This is a genomic window from Pseudomonas sp. MNR3A, from assembly GCF_009650575.1.
Taxonomy (GTDB): domain Bacteria; phylum Pseudomonadota; class Gammaproteobacteria; order Pseudomonadales; family Pseudomonadaceae; genus Aquipseudomonas; species Aquipseudomonas machongensis.
In genome coordinates, this window is the sequence record NZ_VZZS01000016.1 from 329,429 (window position 1) to 347,491 (window position 18,063).

General features: G+C 65.7%; 16 protein-coding genes. 11 read left to right on the forward strand and 5 right to left on the reverse strand.

Translation table 11 applies throughout. The features are described 5' to 3' along the window. The first annotated feature begins 44 nt into the window (after positions 1 to 44). Positions 45 to 1,598 (forward strand): galactarate dehydratase, encoded by a 1,554-nt coding sequence (garD, locus tag F6X62_RS13110; RefSeq protein WP_125930023.1) that lies wholly within the window; start codon positions 45 to 47, stop codon positions 1,596 to 1,598. A gap of 156 nt (positions 1,599 to 1,754) precedes the next feature. After that, positions 1,755 to 3,335: an aldehyde dehydrogenase (NADP(+)) gene (locus F6X62_RS13115; RefSeq protein ID WP_054890772.1), complete on the forward strand. Its 1,581-nt coding sequence runs from the start codon at positions 1,755 to 1,757 to the stop codon at positions 3,333 to 3,335. A gap of 207 nt (positions 3,336 to 3,542) precedes the next feature. Here the strand turns inward: F6X62_RS13115 and F6X62_RS13120 are convergent, their stop codons facing one another. The 3 genes from F6X62_RS13120 to F6X62_RS13130 form a co-directional block, all read right to left on the reverse strand. Beyond that, positions 3,543 to 5,597, reverse strand: coding sequence for a pyridoxamine 5'-phosphate oxidase family protein (locus F6X62_RS13120; protein WP_153773768.1), 2,055 nt, complete (start codon positions 5,595 to 5,597; stop codon positions 3,543 to 3,545). A 165-nt stretch (positions 5,598 to 5,762) separates the two neighbouring features. Beyond that, positions 5,763 to 6,512, reverse strand: a complete 750-nt coding sequence (locus F6X62_RS13125; protein WP_054890774.1) for a FadR/GntR family transcriptional regulator — start codon at positions 6,510 to 6,512, stop codon at positions 5,763 to 5,765. Positions 6,513 to 6,592: 80 nt separating this feature from the next. Then, positions 6,593 to 7,372: a helix-turn-helix domain-containing protein gene (locus F6X62_RS13130; protein ID WP_151924562.1), complete on the reverse strand. Its 780-nt coding sequence runs from the start codon at positions 7,370 to 7,372 to the stop codon at positions 6,593 to 6,595. Positions 7,373 to 7,480: 108 nt separating this feature from the next. On the opposite strand from F6X62_RS13130, the gene F6X62_RS13135 reads away from it, so the two are divergent. The 9 genes from F6X62_RS13135 to F6X62_RS13175 all read left to right on the forward strand — a co-directional run bounded on the left by F6X62_RS13135 (position 7,481) and on the right by F6X62_RS13175 (position 16,112). Then, positions 7,481 to 8,296, forward strand: coding sequence for a sulfite exporter TauE/SafE family protein (locus F6X62_RS13135; protein WP_218572553.1), 816 nt, complete (start codon positions 7,481 to 7,483; stop codon positions 8,294 to 8,296). Between the two features lie 92 nt (positions 8,297 to 8,388). After that, complete coding sequence (locus tag F6X62_RS13140; RefSeq protein ID WP_153773769.1) at positions 8,389 to 9,039, forward strand: DUF998 domain-containing protein; 651 nt, start codon at positions 8,389 to 8,391, stop codon at positions 9,037 to 9,039. Between the two features lie 74 nt (positions 9,040 to 9,113). After that, positions 9,114 to 9,443, forward strand: coding sequence for a hypothetical protein (locus F6X62_RS13145; protein WP_054890776.1), 330 nt, complete (start codon positions 9,114 to 9,116; stop codon positions 9,441 to 9,443). Positions 9,444 to 9,775: 332 nt separating this feature from the next. Continuing rightward, complete coding sequence (locus F6X62_RS13150; protein WP_153773770.1) at positions 9,776 to 10,243, forward strand: (2Fe-2S)-binding protein; 468 nt, start codon at positions 9,776 to 9,778, stop codon at positions 10,241 to 10,243. Beyond that, positions 10,243 to 12,492 carry a molybdopterin cofactor-binding domain-containing protein gene (locus tag F6X62_RS13155; protein ID WP_153773771.1) on the forward strand — a complete coding sequence of 750 codons (2,250 nt, stop codon included), beginning with the start codon at positions 10,243 to 10,245 and terminating at the stop codon, positions 12,490 to 12,492. Before F6X62_RS13150 ends, F6X62_RS13155 begins: the two co-directional genes overlap by 1 nt. Positions 12,493 to 12,505: 13 nt before the next feature. After that, complete coding sequence (locus F6X62_RS13160; RefSeq protein WP_153773772.1) at positions 12,506 to 13,849, forward strand: cytochrome c; 1,344 nt, start codon at positions 12,506 to 12,508, stop codon at positions 13,847 to 13,849. 10 nt (positions 13,850 to 13,859) lie between these two features. After that, entirely contained in the window at positions 13,860 to 14,882 is a 1,023-nt protein-coding gene (locus F6X62_RS13165; RefSeq protein WP_153773773.1) for an XdhC family protein, read from the forward strand. A gap of 52 nt (positions 14,883 to 14,934) precedes the next feature. After that, the gene (locus F6X62_RS13170) at positions 14,935 to 15,531 is read left to right on the forward strand and encodes an NTP transferase domain-containing protein (protein WP_153773774.1); all 597 of its coding nucleotides are present in this window, start codon (positions 14,935 to 14,937) and stop codon (positions 15,529 to 15,531) included. A gap of 77 nt (positions 15,532 to 15,608) precedes the next feature. Then, positions 15,609 to 16,112 carry a GNAT family N-acetyltransferase gene (locus F6X62_RS13175; RefSeq protein ID WP_141687472.1) on the forward strand — a complete coding sequence of 168 codons (504 nt, stop codon included), beginning with the start codon at positions 15,609 to 15,611 and terminating at the stop codon, positions 16,110 to 16,112. 106 nt (positions 16,113 to 16,218) lie between these two features. Here the strand turns inward: F6X62_RS13175 and F6X62_RS13180 are convergent, their stop codons facing one another. Continuing rightward, positions 16,219 to 17,409 carry a multidrug effflux MFS transporter gene (locus F6X62_RS13180; RefSeq protein ID WP_153773775.1) on the reverse strand — a complete coding sequence of 397 codons (1,191 nt, stop codon included), beginning with the start codon at positions 17,407 to 17,409 and terminating at the stop codon, positions 16,219 to 16,221. A gap of 47 nt (positions 17,410 to 17,456) precedes the next feature. Next, the gene (locus tag F6X62_RS13185; protein ID WP_153773776.1) at positions 17,457 to 18,056 is read right to left on the reverse strand and encodes a thermostable hemolysin; all 600 of its coding nucleotides are present in this window, start codon (positions 18,054 to 18,056) and stop codon (positions 17,457 to 17,459) included. Between the last annotated feature and the right edge of the window lie 7 nt (positions 18,057 to 18,063).

Below are 18,063 nucleotides of genomic sequence, written 5' to 3' on the forward strand. Positions count from 1 at the left end.
TAACCGGATAAAAGCCTGAAAGAAATGACAAGAAGGGCCTGACCATGCAGTTGATCGAACATTCCGAGTCGCCCCGCTACGTCCGCCTGCACGATGACGACAATGTCGTGGTGGTGGTCAATGACGGTGGCCTGGGCGAAGGTGCGCGCTTCGCCGATGGCCTGACCCTGGTCGAGGGCGTGCCGCAAAGCCACAAGGTCGCCACCGTGGATATCCACCAGGGCGAGCCTGTACGCCGCTATGGACAGATCATCGGTTATGCCCTGCAAGACCTGCGTCAGGGCAGTTGGGTTCAGGAAACCCAGTTATCGATGCCCGCCGCCCCCGAACTCGACAGCCTGCCGCGCTGCGACGCAGTGCCCGCGGCCCTGCCACCTCTTGAAGGCTTTACCTTCGAAGGCTATCGCAACGCCGACGGCACCGTCGGTACCCGCAACATCCTCGGCATCACCACCACCGTGCAATGCGTGACCGGCGTGCTCGACCACGCGGTCAAACGCATCCGCGACGAGCTGCTGCCCAAGTATCCCAACGTCGACGACGTGGTCGCCCTCACCCACAGCTACGGCTGTGGCGTGGCGATCAATGCGCGTGACGCCTATATCCCCATCCGCACCGTGCGCAACCTGGCACGCAACCCCAACCTGGGCGGCGAAGCCCTGGTCATCAGCCTGGGTTGCGAAAAGCTGCAGGCCGGCCAGGTGATGCACGAAGACGACCCGTCCGTGGACCTCAGCGAGCCCTGGCTGTATCGCCTGCAGGACGCTTCGCTGGGTTTCGTCGAGATGATCGAACAGATCATGCAGCTGGCTGAAACCCGCCTGAAGAAGCTCGACCAGCGCCGTCGCGAAACGGTGCCGGCCAGTGAGCTGATTCTGGGCATGCAGTGCGGCGGCAGCGACGCTTTCTCCGGCATCACCGCCAACCCGGCGCTGGGCTATGCCGCCGACCTGCTGGTGCGCGCCGGTGCCACGGTGATGTTCTCGGAGGTCACCGAGGTCCGCGATGCCATCTACATGCTCACCTCCCGCGCCGAAACCCCGGAAGTGGCCGAAGCGCTGGTACGCGAAATGGACTGGTACGACCGCTACCTGCAACAGGGTGCAGCCGACCGCAGCGCCAACACCACGCCGGGCAACAAGAAAGGCGGGCTCTCGAACATCGTCGAAAAGTCCCTGGGCTCGATCGTCAAGTCCGGCAGCGCTGCGATCCAGGGCGTGGTCGGCCCAGGCGAGCGCGTCGCACGCAAAGGCCTGATCTTCTGCGCGACGCCGGCCAGCGACTTCGTCTGCGGCACCCTGCAACTGGCAGCGGGCATGAACCTGCACGTGTTCACCACGGGTCGCGGCACACCTTACGGGCTGGCCATGGCCCCCGTGGTCAAGGTCTGCACCCGCAGCGAACTGGCCCAGCGCTGGCCGGACCTGATCGACATCGATGCCGGGCGCATCGCCAGCGGTCGAGCAAGCATCGAGGAGCTGGGCTGGGAGCTGTTCCACTATTACCTGGACGTTGCCAGCGGCCGCAAGCAGACCTGGGCCGAGCGGCACAAGCTGCACAACGACATCACCCTGTTCAACCCGGCACCGATTACCTGACAGCGTTCTCTCTGTGGGAGCGGGGTTACCCGCGAACACCGGCGCCGCCGGTGCCATACACCGAGTCGTCTGCTTCGCGGGTGAACCCGCTCCCACTGGGGGGCAAGCGAACCCGCCCAGACAACATTATTCCTTCAGCGACTACAGGAGCACCCCATGCCTGAGATCCTCGGCCACAACTTCATTGCCGGCCAGCGCAGTGCCGCCGGCCAACAGCGCCTGCAGAGCCTGGACGCCACCACGGGCGAGGCCCTGCCCTACAGCTTCATGCAAGCCACCGAAGACGAAGTCGATCAAGCCGCCAAAGCCGCTGCCGCTGCCTTCGCCGAGTTCCGCCAGTTGCCGCCAGCCCGTCGCGCCGAGTTCCTCGACGCCATTGCCGCCGAGCTGGATGAGCTGGACGACAGCTTCGTCGCTATCGTTTGCCGCGAAACCGCCTTGCCCGCTGCCCGCATTCAGGGCGAGCGCGGCCGTACCAGCGGGCAAATGCGCCTGTTCGCCCAAGTGCTGCGCCGGGGTGATTTCCTCGGTGCCCGTATCGACCTCGCGCTGCCGGACCGTCAACCCCTGCCACGGGTCGACCTGCGCCAGATGCGCATCGGCGTAGGCCCGGTGGCGGTGTTCGGTGCCAGCAACTTCCCGCTGGCCTTTTCCACCGCAGGCGGCGACACCGCAGCTGCCCTGGCCGCCGGCTGCCCGGTGGTGTTCAAGGCGCACAGCGGCCACATGGCCACCGCCGACCTGGTGGGTTGCGCCATCGTCCGTGCGGCCGAACGCACCGGCATGCCCAAGGGCGTGTTCAACATGGTCTTCGGCGGCGGCGTGGGCGAGTGGCTGGTCAAGCATCCGGCCATCCAGGCGGTCGGCTTCACCGGCTCGCTCAAGGGCGGCGACGCCTTGTGCCGCATGGCCGCCGAACGTCCACAGCCGATCCCGGTATTCGCCGAGATGTCGAGCATCAACCCGGTGATCGTGCTGCCTGGCGCATTGGCCAAACGCGGCGAGACCATCGCCCGTGAACTGGCAGGCTCCGTGTGCCTGGGCGCCGGTCAGTTCTGTACCAACCCAGGGCTGGTGATCGGCCTGCAGTCGGCGCCGTTCAGCCAGTTGCTCGCCGACCTCGGCCAGCACCTGGCGCAGCAGGCTGGGCAGACCCTGCTCAATGCCGGGGGCCTGCGCAGTTATGTGAGCGGGCTGGAACACCTGCAAGCGCACGTCGGCATCGAGCACCTGGCCGGCCAGGCGCAGGTAGGCAGCCAGGCCCGCGCCCAGCTGTTCAAGGCCGACGCGCGCCTGCTGGTGGACGCCGACCCGCTGCTGCAGGAAGAAGTGTTCGGCCCCACCACCGTGGCCGTCGAAGTCAGTGACGATGCTCAATTGCGCGCCGCGCTGCTGGGCCTGCGCGGCCAGCTCACGGCCACCCTGATCGGCGAACCCGAAGACTTCGAGGCCTATGCCTGGCTGGTGCCGCTGCTGGAAGAAAAAGTCGGACGGATTCTGGTCAACGGCTACCCGACCGGTGTGGAAGTGAGCGATGCCATGGTGCACGGCGGCCCCTACCCGGCCACCTCCGATGCCCGCGGTACTTCGGTCGGCACCCTGGCCATCGATCGCTTCCTGCGTCCGGTGTGCTACCAGAACTATCCGCAGGCCTTGCTGCCGAAGGCCCTGCAGGACGGCAACCCACTGGGGCTGCGACGCCTGGTCAATGGTCAGTGGAGCGACCGCGCGCTCTGACGCGCGCTTGTAGGAGCGGGCTTGCCCGCGAAAAAGATAGCGCGCTGCCTGGCACGGGCTACGCCCGTGTTCGCGGGCAAGCCCGCTCCCACAGGGATTGGGCTGGCTTCTGGATTTTGAACAAGACAGTTGCCCTCACAGGGATTAGGCTGGTCTTTAGATTTTGAACAAGACAGTTGCTCCTACAACCGAAGAGACAGTTTGTTATCACAACGCCAGATGCAAGGGCCCGGATCCGTCAGCCGGCCTGGCGCAGCAGATCAACGCCTCGTCCTGCGCCACGGCGAACTCCGGTGCCTCGGCATAGGTGACCGCCCCCTTGAGCACACGGGTCCGACAACTTCCGCACGACCCGCCACGGCAGCCAAAAGGCGGCTCGAGACCACGCTGCTCGGCCAGTTCCAGCAGCGAGCCATCCCCCGGGTTCCAGCGCGCCTCTTTCGCCGAGTCCATGAACATCACCGCAACCGACTCAGTGGCCACCGCCGGCAAGGCCGGCGCAGCCTGCTGTTCTCTGCGCGTGCGGCGCAGGCTCGATGGGCCGAAGGCCTCGGCGTGGATCCGTGCATCGTTGATATCCAGTGCGCGCAGGCCGTCGTACATCTGCTGCATGAACCCCTGCGGCCCGCACAGGTAGAAGTCGTAGTCGTCGAACGGCAGCAGCTCGCGCAACAGGTCGACGCCCAGACGCCCTTCGCGCTCATAATCCACGCCTGCTACCGCACCGCTGGCGTCGCTGAGCAGGCGCACATGCCTGAGCTTGCCTTCGGAGGCAGTCACCAGCGCTGCAAATTCACTGGCAAAGGCCAGTTGCGCCCGGTTCGACGCCGATTGAAACACCCAGGCCGGTCGGGCGTAGCGTGTACGCCGCCCCTCATTGACCAGGTGCCTGGCCATGGCCAAGACGGGGGTCACCCCTACGCCCGCGGCCAGCAAGACTACCGGACGGCGCACCGTAGCATCGAGGGTGAAGGCTCCGGCCGGCGCACGCGCCTCGATCAGGTCGCCGATCCTGACCTGCTCATGCAGGTGCCGAGAGACCACACCCTCGCGCTTGACGCTGATGCGCAGTGCATTATCGGCCGGCGCGCCAGACAGGGTGTAGGTGCGCACCAACGGCGCCTGCTCTCCAGGCAACCGTACCCGGATCGGCAGGTGCTGCCCCGCCTGGCGCACCGGCAAGCCCAAACCATCGTCGGGTGCCAGGTGGAACGAACGGATGTGCTCGCTCTCGTCGACGATCTGCGTTACCCGGTACGGACGCCAACTTTGCTGCAACGCCGCGGCCTTCAGGCGCGCCTGCATGTCTTCCCAACTGCCGGTCATCAACACATTGGGCGAGACGCCGTCATCCATGTCGACCCAGCGCAGCGCCAATCCTCCCGGTCGGCGCACGATCCGCTCGGGGTAGAACCGCCACATGCGCTCGGCGCCGATGAAGGCGAGTGTCTGTGGATCGTCGACGATCACTTCGGTGCGCCCGGTCATCTGCAGCAGATCGCCGCTGCGCATGTCGACGAACACCAGCCCGGCACGGGGGTTGAGCAGCATGTTGCCCAGGGTATTGAAGAACAGGTTGCCATTGAAATCAGGCACGCTCAGCGTGCCTTCGACGTCGATGTGGACGAAGCCAGGCTTGCCGCCACGGTGCGAGACGTCCACCTGGCGCACGCCATCGCGCACCACGTACGAGGCAACGTAGAAGGAGTCGGCGGCGGCCACCATGGCGCGGTCCGCTGCGTTCAGCTCGGTCGACTCGCTGGGCTCGCCGGGCGCGCTGTCATCGAAGACATAGCGGCGCAGATTGATATAGCGCGGGCAGTTGCCATAGGACTGGGTCGGCTCGATGGTAAAACCGCTGTCGTCTGCCCGGCGCACGAAGCCGTTCAGGCGATTGCGTCGGCGGGTGTGCAACTCGATGCCGAGCATGCCGACGCCGTCACCGTCCTCCAGCCCGGCATCCGCAGGATCGGCTGGCTCACGGGGAAGGTCCAGGAGCAGCCGACGCGGATCGGGGGATTGCATGAAACCGGGCTGGCCGGTGCGCAGCGTTGCCCACGCATCGCCGTGCGGGTCGACGCTGCCGAGCACCACTAAAGGCAGTTGGGCATAGAACTCGCGGTGCTGGTCGGGCATGAAGTCACGCGACATCTGCACCTTGCCAGTCCCCACCATACGCTCGACCGCACCGACGCTGCGTTGCAGCGCAAGCTCGCCGTCGTGCCAGGGAGAGGGCTTGAGGTCCGACGGAGGCTGGTTCATGGTGGCACCTGAACGGTTGAGTGAGGGTGTATCAATCCTTACTCATTCGCCCGACACTTAGAATCACTGCTTGTGGCAATTGATTATTTCTCTTCAAGAAACAGTCGTGAGCCCTTCCCCGCCCACAAGCGCACCGATGAGAGCATGTTGACGTGTTGAAGCCTGTCAGACGCCCTGTGCTTCTGCCGCCTCATGCGCTTGGCGCAGCCGCTCGCGGCTGTTGCTCAGGTGCAGGCGCATGGCCATTTTCGCTCCTTCGCTGTCGCGTCGGGCAATGGCTTCATAGATGGCCTCGTGCTCATGGCTCAGGCGGCTCATGTAATGGGCCTGGTCATCGTGGGCCAGGCGCGCCGAATTGAGCCGGGTGCGGGGAATGATGCTGGTACCCAGGTGATTGATGATGTCAGCGAAATAATGATTGCCGCTGGCCTGGGCGATGCGCAGGTGGAACTGGAAATCCGCCGAGACCGCATCGGAGGCATGCGCGGCGCCTTCGTTGATTTCGTCGAGCGCAGCACGCATGCCGGTCAGTTGTTCGTCGCTACGGCGCTGGGCGGCGAGCCCGGCCGACTCGATCTCCAGGGCGATGCGCAACTCCAGGACGGCCAGCACCTCGCGCAGGGTGACGATGGTCGCCGGGTCGATACGGAAACCACCGGTGCTCGGCGCGTCGAGCACGAAGGTGCCGATGCCGTGGCGGGTCTCCACCTGGCCGGCGGCCTGCAGCCGCGAGATCGCCTCGCGCACCACCGTGCGGCTGACGCCCTCCTCGACCATGATCTGCGATTCGGTCGGCAGTTTGTCGCCACGTTTGAGTTGGCCGCTGCGAATACGTTCGGTCAGCACTGTGACCAGTTCCTGCGCCAGACTGCGCGGTTTGCGTCGGGTCCGTGCCTGTAGTTGCTGCTCTGTCATGCCCTGTACGTTTCATCGTGAAAAGACAGCCGTCATCATAGCTCATGCAGTTGTACGATCACATACATCCGCCAGGGTTTTCATCTCGCCGCCAATGCCTTGTGCCGAACCGCCGAGGGCGCCTCGCCCATGACCCTGCGGTACATGCTGGAAAACGCACTGGGGCTGTCATACCCAAGGTCGAGGGCAACCCGGGTGACCGCCTCACCCGCTGCCAATCGCGTGACGGCTGCCATCAGGCAGGCTTGCTGGCGCCATTGTCCGAACGACAGCCCGGTCTGTTCGCGAAAGCGCCGGCTGAACGTCCGCGGGCTCCAATTCAGGTGCATCGCCCAGGCCTCGGCCGTCGTGCTGATCGAAGGCGCCGCGAGAAACGCCTGGCACAAGAGCGCCAGGCGCGGCTCCCCTGGCATCGGCGCGAACAGCGGCAGGCGCTCGGCGCTGCGCAGCTCATGCAGGATCAGGCCAACCAGTTGGCCGTCGCGCCCTTGAGGGTCATACAACGCGGGCAGTTCGGCACTGGCCAGCAGCAACTGATGCAGCAGCGGCGTGACCAGCAGCGCCTCGCAGGCCTGTCCCAGTCTCGGCGCCGCAACGGCCTCGATGTACAAGCTGCGCGTGCTCACCCCTCGCATCAGCACCTGATGGGGCTTGCCCGACGGAATCCACACACCGCTGTAGGGTGGAACGACCCAGGCGCCATCGTCAGTCAGTACTTCCATCAAACCGCTCATGCCATAAAGGAACTGCGCACGCCGGTGCACGTGGCGTGGCAATAGCGTGTCAGGCGGATAATCGGTAGCGATCGCCAACACCGGACGTGGCGTGGCATCGACCTGGCACAGCGGCACATTGCGCATGGGGATCTCCGTGGCTGAAACGCACGGATTATTGGCCAATGCTCGAATGCTGGCCAGCCCTCGTCTTCCTACCCTGCATCTCCACTCCCCTGACAAAGGCTGGCGATCATGCTGTACCCCTTGCTCGGTGTCTTCGGCCTGTGTGCTGGCGTCACCACGCTGCTGTTCGGCTTCGGCGGCGGTTTCTTCGCCGTGCCCTTGCTCTATGCGTTGCTGCTCACCAGCCATGCGGCGGGCTCCCCGGTGGCGCTGCACGCCATGCAGATCGCCGTGGCCACCTCGGCCATGCTGATGATCTTCAGCAGCGCCCTGGCCACCTGGCGGCACCAGCGCGCCGGCACGTTGCGCTGGGACCTGGTGCGCCCACTGGCTCCGGCCATCGCCCTCGGGGCAATGGCTGGCGCCTGGGCCGCCCTGTACCTGGACAGCACCTGGCTGCGTTGGCTGTTTATCGGCTACTTGCTGCTGAGCCTGCTCGATGCGTGGCTGCGTCCAGGTTTCATGCGCGTTGGCAACCAAGGTCCGGTGCCGCTGGGCAAGGCTGCGGCTGCCTTGGTCGGCCTGCCGATCGGCGCACTGGCAGCGCTGCTGGGGGTCGGCGGCAGCGTGATGACCGTGCCGCTGATGCGCAGGCGCGGCGCCAGCATGGGCACCGCCACCGCCATGGCCAACCCGCTGTCATTGCCCATGGCGCTGGCCGCCACCCTGGTGTATGCCCTGGTGCCGGCGCCAGAAGCGAACCTGGGTGCCGGGCTGCTGGGCTATATCGACCTGCGTGCGGCACTGGCAATGGCTGCAGGCGCCTGGCTCGGCATGCACCTGGCTGCGCCGCTGCTGGGCCGCCTGAGCGATACCCTGCATGCGCGGGCCTATCTGGCACTGCTGGCCTGCGTGCTGGTGGTGATGCTGGTGACCGGCCTCTGATGCGAAACGACTGGCGAATCGCCCGTCGAGGCCTGTAGTGTGCGGGTTTACGTGCCGCCAGATGACGCGGCACGGCCCAAGGAAGGCATTCTATGACGACACTCGACCGAGCCCTGCTCACCACCGGCCTGTTCATCCCACCCTGGTTGCTACTGGGGGTTTGGTTTACCGCCCAGGCTTACCCCGGTTACCAGCACCTGCAGCAGGCCATGAGCCAACTCGGGGCGACAGGCGCACCGACCGCGGCATTTTCGCCCTGGGTCAACAACTTCCCTTTGGCACTGCTGTTTGCCTTGTTCGCCTGGGGGCTGGCCCGCCGTTGGCGTCGTTCGAACGTCGCCCTGGCGAGTGCGCTGCTGGTGTTGTTGCACGGCGTTGCGAGCCTTGGGACTGGGGCATTCGGCTGCGATCCGGGTTGCACCCCCACCGAGCCGTCGTTCTCCCAGCACATGCATAACCTCAGCGGCCTGCTGATGTTTCTGTCGCTGACCCTGGCCGCCCTGCTGTGGGTCTGGCTGGCATTGCGCATCGCTGATTCACGGCTGCTGGCCAGCGGCTCCCTGCTCTGTGCGGTGGTCTCCATCGGCACGGTGGCGTTGATGGCAAGGGCAGCCGAAACAGGCCAGCTCTTCGGCCTCTATCAACGAATCAACTACGGCGTGGCGGTGCTCTGGATAGCCGGGCTGGCGTGGTACTCCTTGCGTCAGCCTGTCTCGGGCCAGGCGAAGCTGCCCGTCGCCTGACGGCAAATTGCTGGCCCCCAGGCGCGAAAAGCGAAGGCAAACTCCCTTTTCCTTCAGACGCTTAGGACAGCAACATGCGGGTATTTCTAGCAACCCTGGCCAGCTGTGTGTTGGCGGCCACCGCATTCGGCGCCCAGGCCAGGCCGCTGAGCCAGAACGATCGCAGCGTGTGCGGCTGGGGCGCGCAGATCGCCTCGGAGGCGCAGCACGCCAAGCTCTCCGGGGTGACGCTTTATGCAGCGCGCAAGAAGCTGCAAGTGCGGCGCTTCGCCAAACCCTGGATGCGCATGACAGCGTTCGGCATCACCGAGCAAACCTACAACAGCAGCTCACGCCTGCCGCCAAAGGCCATCAAGCAGACCTACTACGAACAGTGCGTCCAGCACGCCGTCGCGCGCCGATAACCAACGCGGGCGGTTCATCAACAACCCCTGGTTCAACTGGCCTGGATGCCGACATCCGATATCGATGCCGGCATTTTCCCTACAGCGTGGGCGCGACAGCTCCCGCTGCGACGTCCCCGCCCGATCCTGCCACTAGCGCAATCCACCTGATTTCTTGCCTGATTCTCTGAACATGCTGCCCGATGGATAGGAAACCTGCCCGCCAGGGTCTAGAGTTTTCAGATCGGAAACCCGCCCCTGCGCGCGCGCGGCGTTCCTCTCAGGGCACTGCCTCGACGCACCGCCCTGCCTATAACGACGAAACACCAACCGATGATCAGCGGGTGAACGCCATGGAACTACGCATCAACCAGAAGACCTATCAGGTCGACGCCGACGCCGATACCCCACTGCTGTGGGTGATCCGCGATGACCTGGGCATGACCGGCACGAAATATGGCTGCGGCCTGGCCCAATGTGGCGCCTGCTCGGTGCTGGTGGACGGCAACGTGGTGCGTGCCTGTGTCACGCCGGTGGCCGGTGTGGTTGGCCGTGAAGTGACCACCATCGAAGCGATCGAGGCCGACCCGGTGGGCAAGCGAGTGGTCTCAGCCTGGGTCGAGCATCAGGTCGCCCAGTGCGGCTACTGCCAGTCTGGCCAGGTGATGGCCGCGACCGCGCTGCTCAAGCACACGCCGGCGCCGAGCGACGAGCAGATCAGTGCCGCAATGGTCAACCTGTGCCGCTGCGGCACCTACAACGCGATCCACGCCGCGGTGCATGAGCTCGCCGCCCAGCCTGCCGCCAAGGAGAGCGTCTGATGAACTCGCCCATCGACATCCCGTCCGAACTGCGCGACCTGAAACTGGATCAGCCGGTCAATCTTTCGCGCCGCCGCTTTCTCGCGGGTAGCGCCATCGGTGCGCTGGTGATCGGCTTTGGCTTGCCGCTCGGCTCGGCCCGGGTGCAGGCCGCCACCGCGGTGGCCGCAGAACGCGGCACGCAGGTGCCGGCATTCCTGGAAATCCGCCCTGACGGCACCGTGCGCCTGCTCTGCCCCTTCATGGAAGGTGGCCAGGGCACATTCACCGCCATGGCGCAGATCGTCGGCGAAGAACTGGATATGGACCCGGCCAGCTTCCTGATCGATGCTGCACCGCCCGGCGAAGCCTACGTGGTGATGGAAAATGGCCTGCGCATCACCGGCGGCAGCATGTCGGTGCGCATGAGCTACCCGACCATGCGCCGCCTTGGCGCGCTGGCCAGGGCGATGCTGCTGCAGGCCGGTGCCGACACCCTGAAGGTGCCGGTCAGTGAGCTGAGCACCGAGCCGGGCAAGGTGGTGCATGCTGCCTCCGGCCGCTCGGTCGCTTATGGCGACCTGGCCGAGCGCGCCATGGACCTGCCAGTCCCGGATCCGGCCAGCATCAAGCTGCGCGATCCCAGCCAGTTCCGTTGGATCGGCAAGCCGGTACGCCGTGTCGATGCCTATGACAAGTCCACCGGCAAGGCCCTGTACAGTATCGACCTCAAGGTCGACGACATGCTCCACGCAGCGGTGCAGCACGCGCCACGGCTGGGCATGACCGTGGGCGGCCTGCGCAACGAAGCGCAGGTCAAGGCGATGAAGGGCGTGCATTCGGTGCACGTACTGCCGGGTGCCGTGGCGGTGGTCGCCGAACGCTGGTGGCATGCCAAGCGTGCCGTGGAGGCGGTACAGGTCGACTGGCAGGAGCCGGGCGCCGATTCGAAGGTGCGCACGATGCCAGCCGACTTCTCCAGCGATGCCTATCGCGATCACCTCGCCGCGCAAACCGGCCCGGCACGCGATGACGAGAACGAAGGCGATGTGGCGGCTGCGCTCAAGGGGGCCAAGACCCAGGTGGAAGCCACCTACCACAACCAGTACCTCAACCACGGCCAGCTCGAACCACCGTCGGCGCTCGCGCGCTTCAATCCCGATGGATCGCTCGAAGTCTGGCTGCCCAACCAGGCCCCGGACATGTTCCGCGACGACATCGCCAAGCGCACCGGCCTTGCCAAGGAGCAGATCATCCTGCATTCGCCGCTCCTGGGCGGCTTCTTCGGGCGCCACTTCCTGTACGACTCGGCCAACCCCTACCCACAGGCCATTGCCCTGGCCAAGGCGGTCGGGCGCCCGGTCAAGCTGATCTGGACCCGCGAGGAAGAGTTCGTACGTGACGTGCTGCGGCCCGTGGCAGTGGTCAAGTTCCGCGCCGGGCTCGACGAGAAGGGCCTGCCCGTTGCCATCGAAGCGGTCAGCGCCACAGAGGGCCCGACCGAGGCAATCGCCGGCAAACAGGGCGAGAAGATCGACCCCACTGCCGTGGAAGGTTTGGCGGGCAAGTCCTATGCCATTGCCAACAAACGCATCGCGCAAATCTATGTCAAGGGCCCGGCCATGCTGGGCTACTGGCGTTCGGTCGGTAATTCGCTGAACGACTTCTTCTATGAGTCGTTCCTTGATGAACTGGCCGACAAAGGCGGGCACGACCCGTTCGAGCTGCGCCTGCACCTGTTGCGCGATAATCAACGCCTGACCACCCTGCTGCAGGCAGTCGGCGAATTGTCAGGTGGCTGGAAACGCGGGCCATTTACCGCCGAGGATGGCACCAAGCGTGCCCGCGGCGTGGCCATGGCTTCGCCGTTCGGTTCGGAGGCCGCGGTGATTGCCGAAGTGTCGATCGAGAACGGCCAGGTCAAGGTGCACGACATCTGGCAGGCGATCGACCCGGGCAGCATCGTCAACCCGGCGATCGTCGAGCATCAGGTCAACGGCGCCGTGGCGTTAGGCCTGTCGCAGACGCTGGTGGAGGAAGCGGTGTGGGTCAACGGCATGCCGCGTGCGCGCAACTACGACCTGTACCCGATCCTGCCGCCATCGCGCATGGCCCGGGTGCATGTGCGCATCGTCGAGAGCGGGGCGAAGATGGGTGGCATCGGCGAGCCGCCGCTGCCGGCGGTGGCACCAGCGGTGGCCAACGCCGTGGCGCGGCTGACCGGCCAACGCGCGCGCAGCCTGCCCCTCAGCCGCCATACCTTTGCCTGACACGGAAGCCCTCATGAAAAACAGCCGACTGGTAACCACCACCCGCTGGCTCGCGCTGCCGTGCCTTGTCGCGGCAGGCCTGCTGGCCTGGTATGTCACCCGCGAGGTCACCTCGCCCTTCGAGCAGGAAACCCCAAGCCCCGACCAGGCGCTGATCGCCCGCGGCGAATACGTCGCGCGCCTGAGCGACTGCGTGGCGTGCCACAGCCTGCCGGGCAAGGCGCCGTTCGCCGGCGGCCTGGAAATGGCAACGCCCTTGGGCGCGATCCATGCCACCAACATCACCCCGGACCGCAACAACGGTATCGGCAGCTACAGCCTCGCCGACTTCGACCGCGCCGTGCGCCACGGCGTCGCGCCGGGCGGGCGCCGGCTGTACCCGGCCATGCCCTACCCGTCTTACGCCAAGCTCAGCGATGACGACATGAGGGCGCTCTATGCCTTCTTCATGAAGGGCGTGCAGCCGTCAGACCAGGCCAATATCCCCAGCGATATTCCCTGGCCGCTGAACCTGCGCTGGCCGATCGCCTTGTGGAACGGCCTGTTCGCCGCCGACAAGCCCTACGCTGAAAAGCCCACCGAAGACCCCCTGTGGAACCGCGGCGCCTATATCGTCCAGGGCCCGGGCCACTGCGGCAGTTGCCATACGCCACGTGGCGTTGCCTTCAACGAGAAGGCGCTGGACGACTCCGGCAAGGCGTTTCTCGCCGGAGCCCTGCTCGACGGCTGGTACGCGCCGAGCCTGCGTCAGGACCACAACACCGGGCTTGGGCGCTGGAGCGAACCCGAGATCGTGCAGTTCCTCAAGACCGGTCGTAACAAGCATGCGGTGGTGTACGGTTCGATGACCGAGGCGTTCAACAACTCCACGCAGTTCATGAGCGACGAAGACCTGGGCGCGATTGCCCGCTACCTGAAGTCGCTGCCGGGCGACCCCCAGCGCGACGGCGCCCCCTGGCAGTATCAGGCCGTATCGGCGGCTACCCGCCTCGATGCCCCGGGCGCACACAGCTACGTGACCCGCTGTGCGTCGTGCCATGGCCTGGACGGTCAGGGCCAGGCCGAGTGGATTCCGCCACTGGCCGGCGCGACCTCGATGCTGGCCAAGGAAAACGCCTCGGCAATCAATATCACCCTCAACGGCTCGCAGCGTATCGTCGCCGCCGGGGTGCCGGATGCCTACCGGATGCCCGCGCTGCGTGAGCAGATGTCGGACCAGGAGATCGCCGAAGTGCTGAGCTTCGTCCGTACGACCTGGGGTAATACCGGTGGTGCGGTCGATGCACAGGCGGTGGCCAAGCTGCGTGAACATACCGACCCTGCCAGCAGCAGCCCGATCGTGCTGCATATGCGTTGAAGGAGCGCCCATGGAAAGTATCGACCTGCTGGTCCTGCGTACCGCTCGGGACTGGCTGCAAGCCGGCCACCGCGTGCTACTGGCCACCGTCGCCCGTACCTGGGGCTCATCGCCACGCCCGGTCGGCTCGATGATGGCCTTGCGCAGCGACGGGCGTGTGGTCGGCAGCGTCTCCGGCGGCTGCATCGAAGACGACCTGATCCACCGCTACACCACCGCCTACGGTGGCCCCGGCCTGCCTGACAGCACCCCGCAGCGGGTGCGCTACGGCGTTACCGCCGACGAGGCCCATCGCTTCGGGCTGCCCTGTGGCGGCACGCTTGAGCTGATTCTGGAGTTTTCGCCATCGTGGCAGTCGCTGGCCCAACTGCTTGAGCAGCTCGACAGCGGCCAACTGGTGCGCCGTCAGCTCGACCTGCACAGCGGCGTGGCCACCCTCCTCCCCAGTGCGGCCCCGGAGCAGTTCAGCGTTGATGGCGAGCACATGGCGAGCACCCTGGGTCCAGGTTATCGACTGCTGCTGATCGGCGCGGGTGCCCTGGCCGAATACCTGGCGACCATGGCCCTGTTCAATGGTTTTCGTGTTTCGGTCTGCGACCCTCGGCCCGAGTACATCGACGGCTGGAACGTGGCCGGTGTCGAGTGCCTGGTCGGCATGCCCGACGATGTAGTGCGCGACTTCGCCCCGGACCTGCGCACCTGCATCGTCGCGGTCAGCCACGACCCCAAGCTCGACGACCTGGCCCTGCTCGAAGCGCTGCATGGCCCGGCTTTCTATATCGGTGCCATCGGCTCGCGGCGCAACAGCCAGCAGCGTCGCGCGCGGCTGATCGAACACTTCGGTGAGTCCGATGCCAGCCTTGCGCGTCTGCACGGCCCCATCGGCATCTACATCGGCAGCAAGACCCCAGCCGAAATTGCCGTGAGTGTGATGGCCGAGATCCTCGCCGCCAAGAACGGCGTCGAACTGCCTGGTGCAGTGAACGTCACCAAGGCCAAGCAGGCGCGTGAACAGACACTGCCTGCCACCTGACCCTGCGGTATGCTTACGAGCTTTCCATGCCGCCACACTCGGACAACCCACCATGACCGAACCCCAAGCCAGAGCTCGCTGCGCCGCCTTGGTGCTCGCCGCCGGACGCGGCACGCGCTTTGGCAGCGACAAGCGCAAGGCCGTGCTCGCGGACGGACAGGGCCTACTGGCCAGCACCCTGAAACAGGTACAAGCCTGTTTCGACCCGGTGTATGTGGTGGTGCGCTGCGACGATGATCCGCAAACTCTGGGCATCGATGCGCAAGTCCACATCGTACGCGCCGCACAGGCAGCTGATGGCATGGGAGCGAGCCTCGCGGCCGGCATCACGGCCCTGGCCAGCATCGATGCCCCGGCCGTGGCCGTGCTGCTTGGCGATATGCCGTGGATCGCACCACGCACCTTCGAACACCTGCTCGGTCACCTCGCTGCCGACCGTATCCTCCTGCCGTGCTACCAAGGCCGACGTGGCCATCCGGTCATCTTCGGGCGCCATTTCTGGGCGGCCCTCACCCGCCTGCAAGGTGACCAGGGTGGGCGACCGGTCATCGAAGCCAACCCTCACGCCTGTCTTGTGCTGGATCTCGACGACCCTGGCATCCTGCGCGATATCGATACACCCGCCGATATCCCGCCTGCATCGGCTTGAGTAAAGGCCGACAGGCTTTGATCCTCACGCCCTGGCAGGTACGCTAGCGGGCTTGCCCCCGACCTGGAGCCCCGCCGGTGACCACCACGCTGACCACCTACTACCTAGAAATGACCTCTGCGCACGCCCTGCGCAGCAAGCCTGTTCCCGATGGCCTGACGATCGTCGAGTGCGAAGTCGTCCAACCGCAGCTCAACCGTTTCCTCTACCAACTGGTGGGCAAGGCCTGGGGCTGGAACGACCTGAACAGCTGGAGCGACGAGCAGTGGCTGGCGGTTGTCGGCCAGGACTGCCACCGCACCTGGGTGGCCTACTACCGTGGCGCCATCGCCGGCTACTACGAACTGCACCGCCCCGACGGCGAGAACGCCGAGATCCGCTACTTCGGCCTCGCTCCGCAGTTTCTTGACAAGGGCTTCGGCGGCCCGCTGCTCAGCCAGGCCATCCGCAGCGCCTGGGAGTGGCCCGGCACGCAGCGGGTCTGGGTGCACACCTGCAGCCTCGACCACCCCGCCGCTCTGGCCAACTATCAGGCCCGTGGCCTGCAACTGTACAAGCAAGAGCACGAAGCACTGGGGTGACGGTTGCGCGAGGCCGGCAGCGCTTGCTGCCTATGCCCAGTAGCTGGACCGTCTGCTGGCCCGGCCACTGGATTGATCGGGCGCGCTATACGACTCGTGCAAGCCCCTAGGCCAAGGACGCCTGGCGCGCCACCCGTGCCCCCAGCATCCCGGAAAAAGATATCAGCATCAGTACCGCGAACACCCCGGCGATCGGCAGGTTCGACTCCAACCCGAAGCCGCTGACCGTCGCCGAGGCAATCGAACCGAACACCAGCATCAAGCAGCCCTGCAAGCTCGCAGCCACCCCGGCGCGGTCGGGAAACAGTGCCATCGAGCGGGCCATGGCATTGGAGAAGATAAAGCCCTGGCCGAAGGCGATCAGCATGATGCCAGCAAGAATGTTCACCAGGCTCAAGGTGTCGGCAGCCGCCGCGATGCACAGCACCCCGAGCAGAAACAGCGCCAACCCACTCCACATCAGGGTATCGGGTGAGACGATGCGCACCAGCGCACGGTTGGTCAGCGTGCCGACCAGATAGCAGCACCCCACCCCCAGCGCCGTGGTGCCGAAGTAATGCGCGTCATGGCCGAGCACATCCTGGACGATATGCGGCCCGAACACGTTCCACAGCAAGAATGCGGAAAAGCTCGCGCCGAGTACCACCACCGAAGCACGGAAGCGTCTGTCGGCCAGAATGAACCGATAGCCGACCACTGTCTGCAAGGCGCCGCGGCGGGCACTGGCGGGCAGCGACTCCTTGAGCCCGGCAACGACGAAAGCCAGGACCATGACGGCATAGGCGGCATACAGCACGAAGTTGTAGCGCCAGCCGAAATGCACCTCGATCAGCCCACCGATATAGGGCGCGATGACGGGCCCCAGGCCGAACGCCAGGCTGAGGTAGATAATCGCGACATAGAAGCGCGGGCCTTTGACGACGTCGACCAGCACAGCACGGGCAACGACCTGGCAGGCGCCAATGGCAAAGCCCTGCAGCGCACGCGCCAGCAGGAGCATCTCGATGGACGTCGCGGCGGTGGCCAGCAGGCTGCCGACCACGAACACACCCAGGCCCAGCAGTACGGCAGGTCGCCGCCCGCGCGCGTCGGCCATCACGCCGAAGAACAACTGCCCCAGGGCATAGAACAGCAGCGTGATGGTGATGGTGTTCTGCATCAGCGCAGGCCCCACCCCGAGTTCGCGCCCGATGGACGGCAGGCTCGGCGCATACAGGTCGATGGCGATGCCCCCCAGGCTGTTGACCAGAGGGGCCAGGAAGACGATGAAGTTTTCATAACGCGTGTTGGCGTGCATAGGATCTCCGGCGTGCCGGGCAGCGAAGCGCCCGGCACGCACATGGGTCAGACAGACGCCTGGTGGGCGAACTGCGGTGGCGGGATGGAAGGTGTCGGCGCCTTGAGCCAGGCACTGGGCGAGGACAGGCGCGAAACCAGTACGCGCGGTGCCTGGTCGTAGTAGGTCCCCCAGTTGACACTGGGGTCCTTGACCCGGCGTGAATCGGCCTGGCCCAGGTCGTCGAGGTTGTCGACAATCGCTGCCAGCAGTTGCCGGACCTGCGGCGTCGCGGTCAGCACCACCAGGCCGAAGTTGCGCAGGGCCAGGGTACGGATGACGTTGTCGAGCAGATACTTGCCAGCACCGCTGCCGCTCTGGAACGAGGCGAAAGCGCCGATCTCCGCGATACGCGCACGGTCGATGGCGTAGCGTTCATCCAGCGTTTGGTCCAGGTAGTACTCACTGAACAGTTTGCCGGAGTCGCCGTAGCTGATGCCGGCACAGGCGTAGCCCGGCGCCCCGCCGGTGGAGCCGGTCAGGCAGACGAACAGGTCAGGCTGAGGCACGGGCGTTGCCTCGTAGTGCTTGAGGTAATGACCCCGTACCGCCTCCTGCAGGCAGCGGTAGCCGGGGCGACCCTTGTAGAAATTGCGCACGATGTACATGGGCGAC